This is a genomic window from Hymenobacter duratus, assembly GCF_014698995.1.
In the GTDB taxonomy this organism is placed as follows: Bacteria; Bacteroidota; Bacteroidia; order Cytophagales; family Hymenobacteraceae; genus Hymenobacter; species Hymenobacter duratus.
Genome location: NZ_JACWZZ010000001.1, coordinates 667,022 through 682,524, shown reverse-complemented (window position 1 = coordinate 682,524; position 15,503 = coordinate 667,022). Strand labels below are relative to the sequence as shown.

The window sequence follows — 15,503 nt, the reverse complement described above, 5'->3', positions numbered from 1 at the left end:
TGCATTCCAGGGCTGCCGCCATTGGTCGGTTGGCAATTATTGCGGTAGAGAAAGACTGCCTGAGCACAGCAGGTCACATTTCGCCGTTCTGAGCAAACCTTTTCGCCCTGATCAAGGTATTTATGTTGCCTTAAAAATATTTTTAGACAAGTCTAAAAAGTATATTTGCCTACCTGTTCCGTTGCACGCCCCCATGACCCCAGCACTACAACCGCCTCCTACCCAGCCAGCAGTAGCCCCTGCCGACGCAGGCTGGCGGCGCGTCCGCACTTCTGTTTCGCTGAGTGAAGTTCATGCCAGTATCAAAGTACCCTCTACCGACGCCTCGTTCTGGCGTAAGATGAGGGCTTTCTGGGGCCCGGGCCTGATGGTAGCCGTGGGTTACATGGACCCCGGCAACTGGGCCACCGACATTGCCGGTGGGTCGCAGTTTGGCTACACGCTGCTTTCGGTCATCCTGATATCCAACCTGTTTGCCATGCTGCTGCAGCATCTGGCAGCCAAATTGGGTATCGTAACCGGGCGCGACCTGGCGCAGGCTTGCCGGGACCATTTCTCCAAGCCGGTTTCGATGGTGCTCTGGTTTCTGTGTGAAATTGCCATTGCCGCCTGCGACCTGGCAGAAGTCATCGGCTCGGCCATTGCCCTGAACCTGCTGTTTGGCCTACCCCTGCCGTGGGGCGTAGTGCTTACCATTCTGGATGTGCTGGTAGTGTTGCTGTTTCAGAGCCGCGGTTTCCGCGTGATAGAAAGCATTGTTGCCGGCTTAACAGTCGTGATTTTTGGGTGCTTCCTGTACGAAATCATCGTATCGAACCCCGACTACTTCGGCATTCTCGGTGGCCTGGTGCCGCAGCCGCAAGTCGTAACCAACCCCAAGATGCTCTACATTGCCATCGGGATTCTGGGCGCTACGGTAATGCCCCACAACCTGTACCTGCATTCGAGCATCGTGCAGACGCGCGCCATCGAGCAGACAGAGCCCGGCAAACGCATGGCCATCAAGTTTGCCACCATCGACTCGACCGTCGCGCTTTTCCTCGCGTTTTTCGTGAATGCGGCTATTCTTATTACAGCCGCAGCGGCATTCCACCGCAACGGCCTGCACAACGTAGCCGACATCAGCGACGCGCACAAGCTACTGGCCCCAGTGCTGGGTGCCGGCGCAGCCAGCGCTGTGTTTGCGGTGGCGCTCCTGGCGTCGGGCCAGAACTCCACGCTGACCGGCACCCTGGCCGGGCAGATTGTGATGGAAGGTTTTCTGGATCTGAAACTGCGCCCCTGGCTGCGGCGCCTTATCACCCGGGCTATTGCGGTGGTGCCAGCACTTATCGTGACGCTGATTTACGGCGAGAAAGGCACTGGAGAGCTACTGGTGCTCAGCCAGGTCATCCTGTCCTTTCAGCTGAGCTTTGCGGTGGTGCCGCTGGTGCTTTTTACCAGTAGCAAAGCCAAAATGGGCGTATTCGTGAACCGGCCGTGGGTGCAGGTGCTGGCCTGGATAGTGTCCGGCATTATTATCGTGCTGAACGTGTACTTGCTGTACGAGACATTTTTCGGATAGTCTCCTGAGAAACGCAGTGGCTTGCTAGTGCTGCGTTTTTTTGCAACAACGATTTTAGACTAATCTAAAAAATAGTCATAGCACAGCCTAAATATGCAGGCCATGAAACAGCTTTTACTTACGCTCCTGCTGATCTGGAGCACTGCCTCCGAAGGGTGGAGCCAACCGGGAAGCATACGGGGCACAGTCCGGGCTGAGGGCAAAGCAGTACCGTTTGCCAGCATTGGGGTGAAGGGTACCAGCACGGGCACTACTGCCGATGAGCATGGTGCTTTTAGTTTGCCCAAGCTGACGCCTGGCAGCTACAGGCTGGTTGCTACGGCCGTAGGATTTCAGCCGATGGAACGCTCCGTGACGGTTTCGGCAGGAAAAGCCACCACGGTAGCCATTGCGGTGGCGCCCGCCAGCAGTGCGCTGGGCGAAGTGGTAGTGAGCGGCACTCTGGGCGAAGTCCTCAAGAGCGAGTCGCCAATAGCCGTGGAGCTGTATACGCCGCGTTATTTTCAGAAGAACCCCAGCCCCTGTCTTTTCGAGAACCTGACGATGGTGAATGGCGTGCGCCCCCAGCTCAACTGCAACGTGTGCGGCACCGGCGACATTCACATCAACGGGCTGGAAGGCCCCTACACGATGGTGCTGATTGACGGAATGCCCATCGTCAGCTCGCTAAGCACGGTGTATGGGTTGAGCGGCATTCCGAGTAGCCTAGTGGAGCGAGTGGAAGTGGTAAAAGGTCCCGCCTCGACGCTGTATGGCTCAGAGGCAGTGGGTGGCCTGATCAACGTTATTACAAAGAACCCAGCCAAAGCCCCGCGCTTTTCGGCCGATATCTTCGGCACCTCACACCGCGACCTAAATCTGGATCTGGGCACGGCCGCAAAAGTAGGCACCGCCTCTACCCTGCTCAGCACCAATCTATATGGCTACAACCAGCGCCGCGACGTGAACCGTGACGGTTTTACGGATGTGCCCACACAACACCGGGTATCGGTGTTTAACAAATGGAGCTGGCAGCGGCCCGAGCAGCGTGCGGCCAGCCTAGCCGGCCGCTACTATTACGAGGACCGGTTTGGGGGCCAATTGGGCTGGCGGCCCGAGTTTCGAGGCGGCGACAGTGTGTATGGTGAGAGTGTGTATACCAGCCGCTACGAGCTGCTGGGCCAGTACCAGTTGCCGGTGGCGAGCCAGAAACTAATGCTAAGTGGCTCGTTTAACCAGCACCGCCAAAACTCAGCCTATGGCACCACGCGCTACAACGCAACGCAACGGGTGGGCTTCAGTCAGCTGACCTGGGCTAAAAACCCAAATATTCGCCACAACCTGCTGCTGGGCGCGGCTTTCCGCTCTACCTGGTACGATGATAATACACCGGCCACCGGTAGTGAGCAGCACAATCAACCCGACCTGATTAACCTGCCGGGCGTGTTTGTGCAGGACGAGTTCCGGCTCACGCCCGATGCTACCCTGCTGGCCGGGCTGCGCTACGACTACAATCCGCGGCACGGCAACATCCTGACACCGCGCCTCAACTACAAATGGGGCACGGTGGACGGCAGCCGCGTATTTCGGGTAGGTATCGGCAATGGCTACCGGGTAGTAAACCTCTTTACGGAAGACCACGCTGCCCTCACCGGAGCCCGCCAGGTGGTAGTGCCAGAAGCGCTGCGGCCGGAACGCAGCTGGAATGCCAACATAAACTACACGCGCTTTGTCACGACCAGAGCGGGTGGCACGCTCACCTTCGATGGCAGCCTGTTCTATACTTATTTCACCAACAAAATCAGCCCCGACTACGACACCGACCCCAACCAGATTATCTACCGCAACCTCGACGGCTACGCTATTTCGCGGGGCATTTCACTGAACACTGATTTCGCCTTTTCGCGGCCTCTGAAGCTGATTGCGGGCGTTACCATAATGGATGTTTTCAGGCGCGAACGACTTGCCGAAGGTGAGGCCCTGCGGCGGGTAGCACAATTCCATGCGCCAGTATTCTCGGGCACCTATACCGCCAGCTACACTTTCACGCAACTGGGCCTGACGGTAGACTATACCGGACAGGTGAGCGGACCGATGCAGTTGCCGGTACAGCCCAACGACTTCCGTGCCAGCCGCTCGCCGTGGTTTTCGCTGCAGAATCTGCAGGCCACTAAACGGCTGGGGCCAGGCCTGGAACTGTACGGTGGGGTGAAAAACCTGCTTGACTTCCTGCCTCGCCACGCGCTGCTACGCCCCTTCGACCCGTTCGATAAAGCCGTGAGCCAGAACAACCCCAACGGCTATACTTTCGATACCAGCTATAACTTTGCGCCGCTGCAGGGCCGGCGTACGTTTCTGGGGGTGCGCTATAGTTTATAGGTATTTCTGCCTGAACTCAACAACACCTGCCTGCACTGCGTAGGCAGCGCATTTCCCGCTCGTATGCTGCTTACCCTAACATTGGCTTTGAGCTTGGCCAGTTCGCCCACCGCTCCTGACACGCTCAAACGGGCCAGCCAAACCCGTCCGGCCGATGTGGAACAGGGACCAAAACGGCAATTGCGGCCACTCAACGCCGACCGTCCTGGCGTAACGGAGAGTCCCAACACCGTGGGGCGGGGGCGCATGCAACTGGAAACCGACCTTGTGCGCCTTATTACCAGCAAACCCAGCCAAGAACCCCGTTCACGCGTGATGCGTCTGAATGCCTTTGCCATCCGGGCCGGCCTCACCGACCATACCGAAGTGCAGGTGTTCGTGGACCCCTACACCGTGGAAAAGCAGTGGGAACCGGGAGAGCCAATGGAGCGGAGTGCCGGCTTCGGCGACGTGGCCCTGCGCATGAAGCACAATTTTATTGGCGACGACGACGAAGCTGACGCATTGGTAGTGGCTGCCATCGGCTTTGTGCGTTTGCCCACCGGAGGGAGCCAAGGAACAGGCGGCTACGAATACGGAATACTGGTGCCGGCAACCTACAATTTTCAGCATGAATGGCATATCAGTGCCCAGGCGGCCTCTTTTTTAAGCTACGACCGGGACGCCAAGCAACATGCCGTAGAACTGGCCCCATCCGTTGCCGTTGACCACGGCTTCAACGACTGGCTGGCCGCATTTGCAGAATTCTCAACCAGCAAAAACCTGAAAACCCATCAATGGAATTCGGCAATCAGCACGGGCCCTATATTTCATGTAAGTGAGCGGGTGCAACTGGATTTTGGCCGACGTTTCGCTATCAGTAGCAGTGCAGAACGAGAGTATTACGTGGGACTTGTAATAGAACGTTGATTCAGCTTAAAAGCAACTCCACTAGCTATCAGCCGAACTTATAATCAAACAAGTCCTTTCAGGCGCTCAAACCGGCTGCCCAGAATAGCTTGGTCGTCGGCTTCCAGCCAGTCGTGCAGGAGGGTGGCATAGAGGCTGCGGAAGTCGAGTTGGTGGCGTAGGTCTCCATCGAGCAGGTTCTGCAAATCGGGCGCGTTGTTGAGGACGCCTTTCTGCTGCAGCCCGCCGCCCACAAGCAGCACATTGTTGGCGGTACCGTGGTCGGTGCCGTTGCTGGCATTCTGGCTTACGCGGCGCCCGAACTCCGAAAACACCAGCACCAGCGTATCATCGAAGTTGCCTGCTTTCTGCAGGTCTTCGGCAAAGGAGCCCAGGCCTTCCGATAAATCACCGAGTAGCTTGCCCTGCTGCTCCTGCTGGCGCACGTGCGTATCGAAGCCGGTGAGCGAGACATAAAACACGCGCGACTCAATACCGGAATTAATCAGCTCGGCGGTGGTTTTCAGGTTGCGGCCAAATTCCGTGTTTGGGTACGTTACCGCCGATTTGTAGACCTTGCTGGTCTGGTACAGATAGTCGGCTGAAGACGAGGTTTCGGCCAGCGTCTTGTACAGATAATCCAGCTCCGACACGGTTCCAGCAGGCTTTTCGCCGCTCACCTGCGCAATAAAACGGTTCTGGGTTATCTGATGAAACTTGGTCGGATTCTTCAGCGCTAGGCCTTTGCGCAGGTCGCCTTTCATGGCCAGACTTAGGGTGTCGTCCACTTCCAGTCCGTTGTATGGCACCTGGCAGGATGGGCAGTTAGAGTCGAGGTAGCGGCCTAGCCAACCCGTGCTCAGGTACTGGTCGGAGGCAGAGCCGCTTTGCCAGATGTCCATGGAGCGAAAATGTGACCGGTCGGGGTTGGGGTAGCCCACAGAGTTGAGTACAGCTACCTGCCCTTGGTCGTAAAGGCCTTTCAGCCGCTTCATGGCTGGGTTAAAGCCAAGGTCTTTATCCAACGTCAGAATACCGCTTTGCTCTCTGATGCCGAGCGTGGGCCGGGCTTTATAGTACAGGTCGTTGCGGTACGGAATAACGGTATTCAGCCCATCATTGCCACCGCCCAGCTGCACCACCACCAAGCGGCGGCCTCGCGCGTCGCGCAGGCTTTTAAGGCCTTGCCGGTCCAACGCGTGCAGAAATTTAGGCACGAAGAGCAGGCTGCTGGCCAGCACTGAAGTCTTAAGAAAGTCGCGGCGGGAAGTAGTCATGGAGAGAACTTAGAAATGAGAGCCCAGCACTTAAAAGTGGGGCCACGGAACAATCCGATGTTCTGCGGCCTAAATCCCGGGGTCTGTCTTAATCACATCAACTGGTATTCTGGCAGACTGAGCAGGCTCGTGACCATAGCGCGCAACCTTACTTCGGCCGGGGCCTTGTCGGCAGCCTGCTGAATGAGGGCCAGGTTTTCGGAGCGAATCGGGACCTGCAATACAAATCCGCTGAGCTGCGCGGCCTGCTTTTCCGAGGGTGTTTTGGCCAGAAGCGCCTGCACCGGCCCCAGCTTCACGGTCGTTTTCACCTGCTGCTGAAAGGTGCGGTCGGCCCGCGTCAGGTTAGGAGCTATGTCGTTTTCATCCTGCTTCAGCGCCACATTAAACTCGGCATTTTTGAGCAGCACCGAGGGCAACTGCAAACGGGACAGCAGCGACGACGAATCTATCCAGTTGCGGCCGCCGGGCCAGCCCGCTACGTTTGGCGGCTCAAATAGCGTTTGCCCCAGGGCCTTCTGAAATACAATGAGCGGTTTGTCATCCGCGAGTTGTAGCCCCATAGTGCGCTTGATACCCGCCAGCAGCTCTACCGGCGACTTGATGCGGGTACCCACATGGGCCGGCGCATAGAACCAGTCGGCCGTAAACATCTGCTCCAGCAAAGCGCTGATATCGTAGCCGCTCTTAAAAAACGCCTGGGCCAGCGGCTGAATATGCGCCGGGTTGGGCGTATCGTTTACGAAGAACCGGTAGAGCTTGGTGGTGAGGTACTCGGCCGTGCGCGGCTGCTCCAGAATAATACCCAGCACCTGCTCGCCGGTGAAGTTTCCGGTGCGCCCCAGAAAGGTCTTGCTGCCGTCGTCGTGCTGTTTTTCCCGAAACACAAAGTGTCCCTGCGCATCGTAGCCCCAGCCCGTGAAGGCGCGGGCCGCTTCCTTGATGTCGGTTTCGGTGTAGTTGCCGCGGCCCATCGTGAAGAGCTCCATCACCTCCCGAGCGAAGTTCTCGTTGGGCCGCTGCTTGCGGTTTTGCTGGTTGTTGAGGAACTGCAGCATAGCGGGCTCCTTGCTCACGGCCAGCAGCAGATCAGAAAATTTACCCAGCGCGAGCTGCCGGATGGTGTTGTTGAGGTGCAAAGCGGCATCGGGGCGGCGCACCCGGCAGGCAAAATGGCCGTGCCAGAAGAACGTCAGCTTTTCACGCAGCTGTGCCGGCGAAGTAGCCATCCGCTCCATCCAGCCGGTATTCATGGCGTAAAAAGCATCCCGAATACTCTGGTTCTGCAGTTTGCGCTGCTGGGCATTCATGTCTTGGCGGCGCAGCAACGGCGGCTGAGCACGCCCCTTCGGCTGGGCGGGCAGCGCCGAGCGGCTTGGTAGCGCAGGCAGTTCCGTACCGACAGTCATAGCCGTTTGGTCGGGGGTAGTTACCATACTTGACTGTGGCGTGCCTGCTGCCGGAGCAACCAGCCGAAACTGCGCCAGCGGTTCAGTATAGCGCATGGTTGGGCCATCGAGCAGCTCAACTTTCTCGGAGTCGCGCAGCAATTGGCGCAGGGCTTTGCGTGGTGAAAGGCCAGCGGCTATGTCTTCGGGCCGTGGTCCGAACCCGGCGCGCCAGTACAGGTGCTGCAGTTGCTGTTGCGTCGTCGTCATGGTGCTTGGACGCAATTCTGCGCCGCGGGTTTAACTCGCTTCATGCTACGCAGGCTTCCTCAGAACCGCGCCCCCAGCACCACCGTCTTTTTGTACTCCTGCTTACTGCCGCCGTTGGGCCCAAACAGCTCTACCAGCAGCACATAGTAGCCGACGGCCGCTTTCTGGCCCCGGTCGGTGAGGCCGTCCCATTGGAAAAAACCACTGGTAGCCAGTGTTTCGTTGCGAACCAGCCGGCGTGTGAGGCGGCCTTGTGCATCGTATACCGTGACGCTGGCCGCATACCCGGTACCATCCAACTGATAGTTGAGGGTGGTGAAGTCCTGCATGCCATCCTCATCGGGGGTGAATACCTCGGGCTCGACACTGAACTGCTGCGCGCCGCCTGCTGCGTCTTGCTGCTGCGAGTTGCGGCGGCCCGGCGTGGCATAGCCCACGCTACTGGCGGCCGAATGGAAATTGGCCGCCGTACTGGGCCCTTCCGCCCGGATACGCTCCAGCGACACGCCGTTTAGGTCATCCAGCAGCTTCAGGTGCTGGTCTTTGTTGTAGCTGTAGCGGTCCAGACTGCGGCCCTGGCCGTCGAATACCGCCACTACGCCTGCATCATCGGGAAAAATTGGAAATCCGGACATCGCCAGAAACGCCGCCGGTTCGGAGCTGGTCGGGTACTGGCTTTGCACGATATCGGGGCGGGTGGTGAGCAGCACAAGCTGGCCGGGCGCCAGCACGTAGGCGCCGCTACTGATTTGCTCCGCGTCCACGCTGCCGTCGGGCTTTTCGTTGCCGAGCTGCCAGTTCTGCACGTCCAGGTACTTGCCGGAGCGGTTCAGCAGCTCCACGAAATCCACGGCATTGGTGCGCGGGTTAAACAGAATTTCGTTGATAACCACGTCGCCCGGCGCTGCGGCTGACGGTAGCCCAAACGTGGCGGAAGTAGCCGACCCGGCTGCATTGCCCACACAGTCGGTGGCGCGCTGCACCGTTACGGTCAGCGCCTGGTTGGCTTGCAGAGCCGTTCCCAGCGTTAGGTCTACGGTGCGAAAATCGGGTGCTTCAGGAGCAGCGCGGGTAACCGCAACGGCTGGGCTCAGGCCGTAAAGGGCCGTATTAGCCGCCGCGAGGCTATCGAGCTTCTCCCCAAAAAACAGCCGCACAGTAGTCGGGTTCAGAGCCAACGCGCGCAGCAATACAGGCGCCGCGCGGTCAGGGTTGGAGGTACGCACGGAGTTGGCGCGGCCGGGGGTGCCGCCGCTGGCATCGGTGCTGGCCGTCCAGTTCTCGATGCCGGCGCAGGGGTTGGCAGGGTCTACCATTTCCAGGCTCCAGCCTCCCTCCTTCTTGCGGCTGTCCTTGTACCAGGTATCGGAGTAGCTGATTTCGAACAAGGTCCGGCCGTCCCGGCTGCGCAACAGCAGCTGGTCACCGGCATTGGTCAGGCTCGGAAAATTACTCAGCCCGAATACTTTGCCATAGGCCGCAAATTGTGGCACCCGAGTGCTGCCGCACACCACCGCATATTCGCCGGGCAGCAGCGTGGCACCGGCCGGAAATACGGCCGGGTTGCCGGTCTGTCCCGGTTTCAGGAGTCGCACGCCCGCCAGGTCCAGCACCGCCGTAGCCGACGGGTTGTGGATTTCCAGATACTCTGAGGATGGCAAGCCCACAACCGGCGTTTCGTCCGCGAATATTTCGGTGATGAGCACTTGGTTGATGGTTGGTGCTACTGCCGTTCCGGTATAGGTAAAGCTGGCGGCCAGGGGACCAGCGGCGGTATTTCCGTAGAGGTCGGAAATGGTGCGGGCCTCCACGGTGTTCGGCCCGAGCGGCAACGCGGCGGCCAGCGTCAGGTGCACGAGGGCCGGGTCGGTGGCGTCGCGCTGCGCGGCCGTAACGGCCGGCGCGCCGGTAGCGGTTAGGCGGTAGTTGGCCGCAACTTGGGGAGTGGCTACTGGCTCATTGAAAGTTAAGTCCAGCTGCTGCGCGCCCGCAACACCGGCACTTAGCAGCCGGGGCGCGGCAGAATCCTGCACCCGAAAATCATCGAAATAGAACGCCCTGTTGTTGGCGGCCGAATACGTGAGGTACACCCCGAAATAAAACCCGCGCTGGTAGGTAGCATCAGAGGCGCTGCCTTCGCTGGTATAGGTAGTGCCGCCTGTCAGGTCGCGCTCCAGGTTCCATGCATCAGTAGCCGAGCGGCTTACGCGCACCCGCACCAGGTTGTTGGTGAGCGAGCTAAGAGTCGCATCGGCCCCATTTACGACGTAGACCGGGCTGCCGGTGGCGTCCTTACGGAACAGGGACACTTCGTCGGGAGTGCCGCCGAGGCGCACGAAATAGCCACGGTTGCCGGTGGCTTTCAAATCTGCCTGCTCCGACACCAGCCACACATCGGCGTAGTTGCCACTGCTGGTAGCTAGGCGCAGATTGGCCCAGAATTCCCATACAGTGCCACCTGTAGCGGCTTGGCAAGGCGTCACGAGTTGAAGTTGGGTGCCGGTAGTGGCCGGGCCGTCGCTTTGCAGTTGCTGGCTCGTAACCTGAAAAGAGGTAGCGTCGCCGGTCCAAGAAGGATTTTGGGTAAATTCTCCATCGGCAAAGGTTTCGGTCAGCTGAGCCGTAGCGGCCAAAGGGAGCAACACCGCTAGTAGCGGCAGCATTAGTTTCTTCACGGAGATAAGCAACTACAAATGAGTCCGCACGGCCTAGACGAAGGCAAGTCGCGCAGTGTTATATAATGCGAAGAGAAATATAGAAAACATTCTATTCCGTACCAAACCCTCATCTTTTCCCGAACTTTGTCTTTCTAAACACGCAATTCCATGAAAGTAGCCGTAGTAGGTGCCACCGGCTTGGTCGGGGGCGAAATGCTGAAAGTATTGGCCGAGCGCAACTTCCCGGTCACCGAACTATTACCCGTAGCGTCCGCCAAATCGGTAGGCCAGGAAATTGAGTTTCAGGGCAAAAAATACAAGGTCGTGAGCATGGACGACGCCATTGCGGCGCGCCCGGCCGTGGCTATTTTCTCGGCCGGCGGCTCCATTTCCAAAGAGCAGGCGCCGCGTTTCGCGGAGGTAGGCACCGTAGTCATCGACAACTCCTCGGCCTGGCGCATGGACCCCACCAAGAAGCTGGTGGTGCCCGAAATCAATGCTAACGAGCTGACCGCCAACGATAAAATCATTGCCAATCCTAATTGCTCTACCATTCAGATGGTGGTGGCCCTCAACAAGCTGCACGAGCGGTACAAAGTGGAGCGCATTGTTGTGAGCACCTACCAGAGCGTGACGGGCACCGGCAAGCAGGCCGTAGACCAGCTGCAGGCAGAGCGTGCCGGCCAGACGCCTAGCAACCCCGCCTATCCGCACCGTATCGACCTAAATGTGCTGCCCCACATCGACGTGTTCGAGGACAACGGCTACACCAAGGAAGAAATGAAGATGGTGAAGGAAACCAAGAAAATCTTCGGCGACGACTCCATCCGTGTCACGGCTACTACCGTGCGTATTCCGGTCATGGGTGGCCACTCGGAGGCGGTGAATGTGGAATTTGCCCAGGAATTCGACCTCGACGAAGTGCGCGAAATTCTGCGCCAGACGGAAGGTGTGGAAGTAGTGGACGACGTGAAGAACAACGTGTATCCGATGCCCAAAGACGCTCATGGCCGTGACGCCGTACTCGTCGGGCGTCTCCGCCGCGACGAAACCCAGCCGCGTACCCTCAACATGTGGGTAGTAGCCGACAACCTGCGCAAGGGAGCCGCTACCAACGCCGTGCAGATTGCCGAAGCTATGCTGAAGATGGGCCTGTTGACGGCCTAAACCTTTATGTTACTCACTTACCCATGTTTATAGCATCTTATTTCCGGCCGCTCCTGCTGAGTAGCCTGTTGCTTGTTGCCGGCCGCTCTCTGCAGGCCCAGACACCGACTGTTATTGAAGACAAAGTATTCAGCTATGTTGAGAAGATGCCGGAGTTTCCCGGTGGCCAGCAGGCACTGTTCCGCACGCTGGGCCAGACGGTACAATACCCGGCCGAGGCCATAGCTAAACGCGTGGAAGGCCGGGTGCTTGTCAATTTCGTGGTAGCCTCTACCGGGCAGGTGCAGCAGGTGAAGCTGGCGCGTGGCATCAATCCGCTGCTAGATACCGAGGCGCTGCGGGCCGTAGCAGCGCTGCCTGCTTTCCTGCCGGGCAGGCAGGCGGGTAAGGCCGTGGCCGTTTCCTACACGCTGCCTATTATATTCAAGCTGCCCGCACCAGAACCAGTGGCTGCCCCTGCCGCCGCGCGCCCCGTGACGGAGGATCATGCCCCGCACCCGGTAGGTGGCCAAGAGGCGCTGGAAGCCTATCTGCGTACCGCGTCCTTCCCCGAGGCGGCCCGGCAGGCGGCCTTTTCCGGAGTGGTGTTCGTGGCTGTCAAGGTCGATTCGGTAGGCGCATTTACATCGGTAAAGGCCCAGCCCGGCCCGATGACGAAAGAGCAGCACAAGCGTCTGAAGCCAGAATTGCTGGCTGCCGCCGAGGACCTGCTCGGCAAAGGGCCTACCTGGGCTCCGGCTCTCAAGAAAGGTCAGCCCCGGCGTGGCGGCCACCTGATTCCGCTGGTATTTGATGCGGCCGCGGGCACCGTCAGCCTGTATCCGCGCGTGCGCCTGTTTCCCGATGAGCCGCCCACGGCCGAGGGAGGGCCGCAGACGCTGTCGAATTTTATCGGTCGGAACGTGAAATATCCGCCGGCCGCTTTGCGCAGCCGGACCAGTGGCACCGTCAAAATCTTCTTTGAAGTGAGTGAGGAGGGCCGCGCCGAAAATCCGTTGGTGCTACAGTCCGTTGCGCCGGAGCTGGATGGCGAGGCGCTACGCGTTGTTGGCCTGCTGCCGCCCATATTTCCGGCCCTGGAAAAAGGCAAGCCGGTGCGCGCCTTCTTCGTAGTGCCCGTTACTTATCGTATGCAGTAGGTAGGATAGTTACGCTGCCCTGACTTAATTACTTAAACACCACCTCCGCAAAATCCACCACGGCGCGGCGCGTTAGTTCCGGCTCCTCGAAGTAGCCCAGGTGCCCAACGTCGCTCAGGAGCAAGGCATGGCTTTGGGCCGGCAGGGCCAATTGTGGCAGCAGGCTTTCAGCCGGTACCGCCACATCGTCTTTGCCCGCAATGAACAACACCGGAAACCGGGCCTCGCGCAGCACTTTGGTGCGGTCGGGGCGGTTTTTCATAGCTTCCAGCGCCCCCAGCACAGTGGCTTCGGGTGTAGTCTTGCCAATTTCTTCCAGAAACTCGCGCTGCTCCAGCATACACTCCCGGTTAGCGGGCGCAAACAACGGCCGAATAAACGATTCCATGAACTTCTCGACGCCGTGGCGGCGTACGAAATCCATGTTTTTGTCGCGGTTGGCCTTCTTTTCGCTGGTATCGGGCAGGGCGGTGCTGTGGAAGAGCACGAGGCCGGCCACCATTTCGGGGTAACGCTCGGCGAAGGCCAGGGCCACGTAGCCGCCCATACTATGGCACACCAGCAAGGCCCGCTCCACGTTTTTCTGGCGCAGTTGCTCGGCTACGTAGCGCGCCTGCGCCTCCATCGAGTAGTCCCTTATGTCATGCACGTTGGTGCCGTGGCCGGGCAGGTTTAGCGTGAGCAGGCGGTAGCCGTCGGGAAAGTCGCGGGTGAATTCGGTCCAGACTTCGCGGGATTCGGCAAAGCCGTGGAGAAACAGAATGGTAGGCTGAGAGGACATAAAGCAACAAGAGTGAGGGCGCCACATTACGCCGATTTGCCCCCAAGTACGCACATCCACATGATTCTGCTGGTGGTCCGAATTAGCGGCACCGGTCTAACTGACGTTCCCAATTCAGCCAGTAATACCAACAACAGCCAGCCTATTGTAGGCTGGCTGTTGTTGGTATGCTGCCGATGTACTTCGTTTATCTGTGGTTGAGTTGAATAATCTGCTCGCTGGTAGCCTGCACCACGCGCAGAAAATAGAGACCCCGCGGCAGCCGCGCTACCTCCGGCAGGCTTATTTCTTGGGTGCCACCCGCTAGCGTCAGTTTCTTTTGGAATACTAGCCGGCCAGTGCCGTCCAGCATTTCAAAAGTGGCCGGTCCGGCCGTAGGGGCCGTTACCACTACTCGAATTGCTTGCTGAAACGGATTAGGATAAGCTTCCACCCGGATTTCTTTGCCCGTGCCTTTCAACACCTTCACCGGAGACGTATAGGTCTCACCAGAGGCATCGTGCTGCACCAACCGATAATACAAAACCCCAGCTTTGCTACGACCAAGTTCAGTGTCGGTAAACGAGTAGTAGGTGCGAGCCGAAGTAGTACCTTGGCCCAACTGCTTGTTGATGGCAGTGAAAGTCGTGCCATTGAGACTTCGCTCTACTACAAAATGGCTATTGTTTCGCTCTGAAGCAGTAGCCCAGAGGATGCGTGGCTGTTCCGCTTGCCATTCCGCCGTAAAGCTGATCAACTCGACCGGTAATGGGTTAGGAGTGCCAATATAGAGAGTGGTATTGGCAGAATTACAAGTCAGGGCGGAATTGACGGCGGCAGCCGTATACGTGGTCTGAGTCGTCGGATTCACGATAATCTGGTTGCCAGCGGCGCCAAGCGTGGTCGTTATACCATTAGCTGTTTCTGTCCATACGTATTGGCCACTGGTACTACCCTGCGCTGTCAGCGTTACAGACTGCCCCGACGTGATATAGTTATCAGCGTCGCTGGAGGAAATTGAAACCGGGGTGGCAATGTTGATCCTTTGCGTCACGTTGCCGCTACCACAGGTAGGAATGTTCGTCTCAACCGTGTAGTAGGTAGAGTTTCTAGCCACAACTGTCAGCGTGCCCGTTGTGTTGGCATCAATTCTAACCCCCGCTGCATCCCGAAAAGTGTAGGTAGTGTTAGCTGGAGCACCCGTAGCGGTAAGGGTTACGCTAGTGCCGGGGCATACAGTTGATGTTACGGGCGCACCGCTCTGCAGGGCAGCAGTGAGGTTTAGCGTGGGAGTGAGATCCACATCAATCGTTGCCAGCTTGTTGTTTGAGCAACTAATAGAGTGAAAAAACCGAAACCGAGTAGCCCCGGCAGATTCGACCGGCAGCGTGAATGTATAGCTTTGGCCAGGCTGTGTGGATATGGTTCTGATAAGCGAGTTTGTCGCAATACTTCTTATTTCCAGCGTTCCGGAAGCCGTGTTCCCAGCTTCCGTCAGCGTAAATGTGGCATTGCCGGTACCATCCGGGCAGTAGGTAGCGTTGCCTGTAGCGTTGCCATTCGTGTAATCCTGAGCAATTGTGCTACCCGGATAGAGAATAGAAAACTGCCCTGAGCATGCCCAAACGGAGGGAAAAAATCCGGCAAGCAGAAGTATCAGACTTAGAAGTTTTTTGTACACAGTTTGCATAGTCACTTGGTTACAGTGAAGTGTGATTCATGCCAGAATAGGAATTATACCCATAGGTAGCAGCCGACTTAAGCCAACTTCATACTGTAAAATACAGGACTCCTCTCCGCAAGCACTGAGCCTAAGTAGACTTTGAATTGTAGAAAGAGAAGCCAAGTACCTTCTTCCCGATAACAGCCATTCTTTGCTCAAATACTACCCTGCAATATACGTCCTCCTAGCGCACAAATAACGCTTGGCATATTTTTTATACCATAAAATTCTGTAATTCAGACAATAACAACCATTAACTATCACCTAAATGATACTGTAACATATTATTTGTTTCACATATATCATACACAT

At 57.8% G+C, this 15,503-nt stretch carries 10 protein-coding genes; 5 read left to right on the top strand and 5 right to left on the bottom strand.

The window, feature by feature from the left end; translation table 11 throughout:
• Positions 1–193 precede the first annotated feature (193 nt).
• The 3 genes from IC231_RS02810 (at position 194) to IC231_RS02800 (ending at position 4,831) form a co-directional block, all read left to right on the top strand.
• Positions 194–1,564 carry an Nramp family divalent metal transporter gene (locus tag IC231_RS02810; RefSeq protein ID WP_190783089.1) on the top strand — a complete coding sequence of 457 codons (1,371 nt, stop codon included), beginning with the start codon at positions 194–196 and terminating at the stop codon, positions 1,562–1,564.
• Positions 1,565–1,666: 102 nt separating this feature from the next.
• Positions 1,667–3,922, top strand: coding sequence for a TonB-dependent receptor (locus IC231_RS02805; RefSeq protein ID WP_190783088.1), 2,256 nt, complete (start codon positions 1,667–1,669; stop codon positions 3,920–3,922).
• Positions 3,923–3,985: 63 nt separating this feature from the next.
• Positions 3,986–4,831, top strand: coding sequence for a transporter (locus IC231_RS02800; RefSeq protein ID WP_190783087.1), 846 nt, complete (start codon positions 3,986–3,988; stop codon positions 4,829–4,831).
• A gap of 44 nt (positions 4,832–4,875) precedes the next feature.
• On the opposite strand, the gene IC231_RS02795 is transcribed toward IC231_RS02800, so the two are convergent.
• From IC231_RS02795 to IC231_RS02785, 3 genes are all read right to left on the bottom strand, one after another.
• Positions 4,876–6,087: a DUF1501 domain-containing protein gene (locus IC231_RS02795; protein WP_190783086.1), complete on the bottom strand. Its 1,212-nt coding sequence runs from the start codon at positions 6,085–6,087 to the stop codon at positions 4,876–4,878.
• A 92-nt stretch (positions 6,088–6,179) separates the two neighbouring features.
• Complete coding sequence (locus IC231_RS02790; protein WP_190783085.1) at positions 6,180–7,745, bottom strand: DUF1800 domain-containing protein; 1,566 nt, start codon at positions 7,743–7,745, stop codon at positions 6,180–6,182.
• A gap of 59 nt (positions 7,746–7,804) precedes the next feature.
• The gene (locus tag IC231_RS02785; RefSeq protein WP_190783084.1) at positions 7,805–10,420 is read right to left on the bottom strand and encodes a lamin tail domain-containing protein; all 2,616 of its coding nucleotides are present in this window, start codon (positions 10,418–10,420) and stop codon (positions 7,805–7,807) included.
• A gap of 150 nt (positions 10,421–10,570) precedes the next feature.
• Between IC231_RS02785 and IC231_RS02780 the strand changes: the two genes are divergently transcribed.
• Together IC231_RS02780 and IC231_RS02775 are read left to right on the top strand one after the other, a co-directional pair.
• Positions 10,571–11,569, top strand: a complete 999-nt coding sequence (locus tag IC231_RS02780) for an aspartate-semialdehyde dehydrogenase (RefSeq protein ID WP_190783083.1) — start codon at positions 10,571–10,573, stop codon at positions 11,567–11,569.
• Positions 11,570–11,592: 23 nt separating this feature from the next.
• Positions 11,593–12,708, top strand: coding sequence for a TonB family protein (locus tag IC231_RS02775; protein WP_190783082.1), 1,116 nt, complete (start codon positions 11,593–11,595; stop codon positions 12,706–12,708).
• Between the two features lie 28 nt (positions 12,709–12,736).
• On the opposite strand, the gene IC231_RS02770 is transcribed toward IC231_RS02775, so the two are convergent.
• Both IC231_RS02770 and IC231_RS02765 read right to left on the bottom strand, forming a co-directional pair.
• Positions 12,737–13,489 (bottom strand): alpha/beta fold hydrolase, encoded by a 753-nt coding sequence (locus IC231_RS02770; protein ID WP_211538823.1) that lies wholly within the window; start codon positions 13,487–13,489, stop codon positions 12,737–12,739.
• 187 nt (positions 13,490–13,676) lie between these two features.
• Complete coding sequence (locus tag IC231_RS02765; protein ID WP_190783080.1) at positions 13,677–15,158, bottom strand: T9SS type A sorting domain-containing protein; 1,482 nt, start codon at positions 15,156–15,158, stop codon at positions 13,677–13,679.
• Positions 15,159–15,503: the final 345 nt, after the last annotated feature.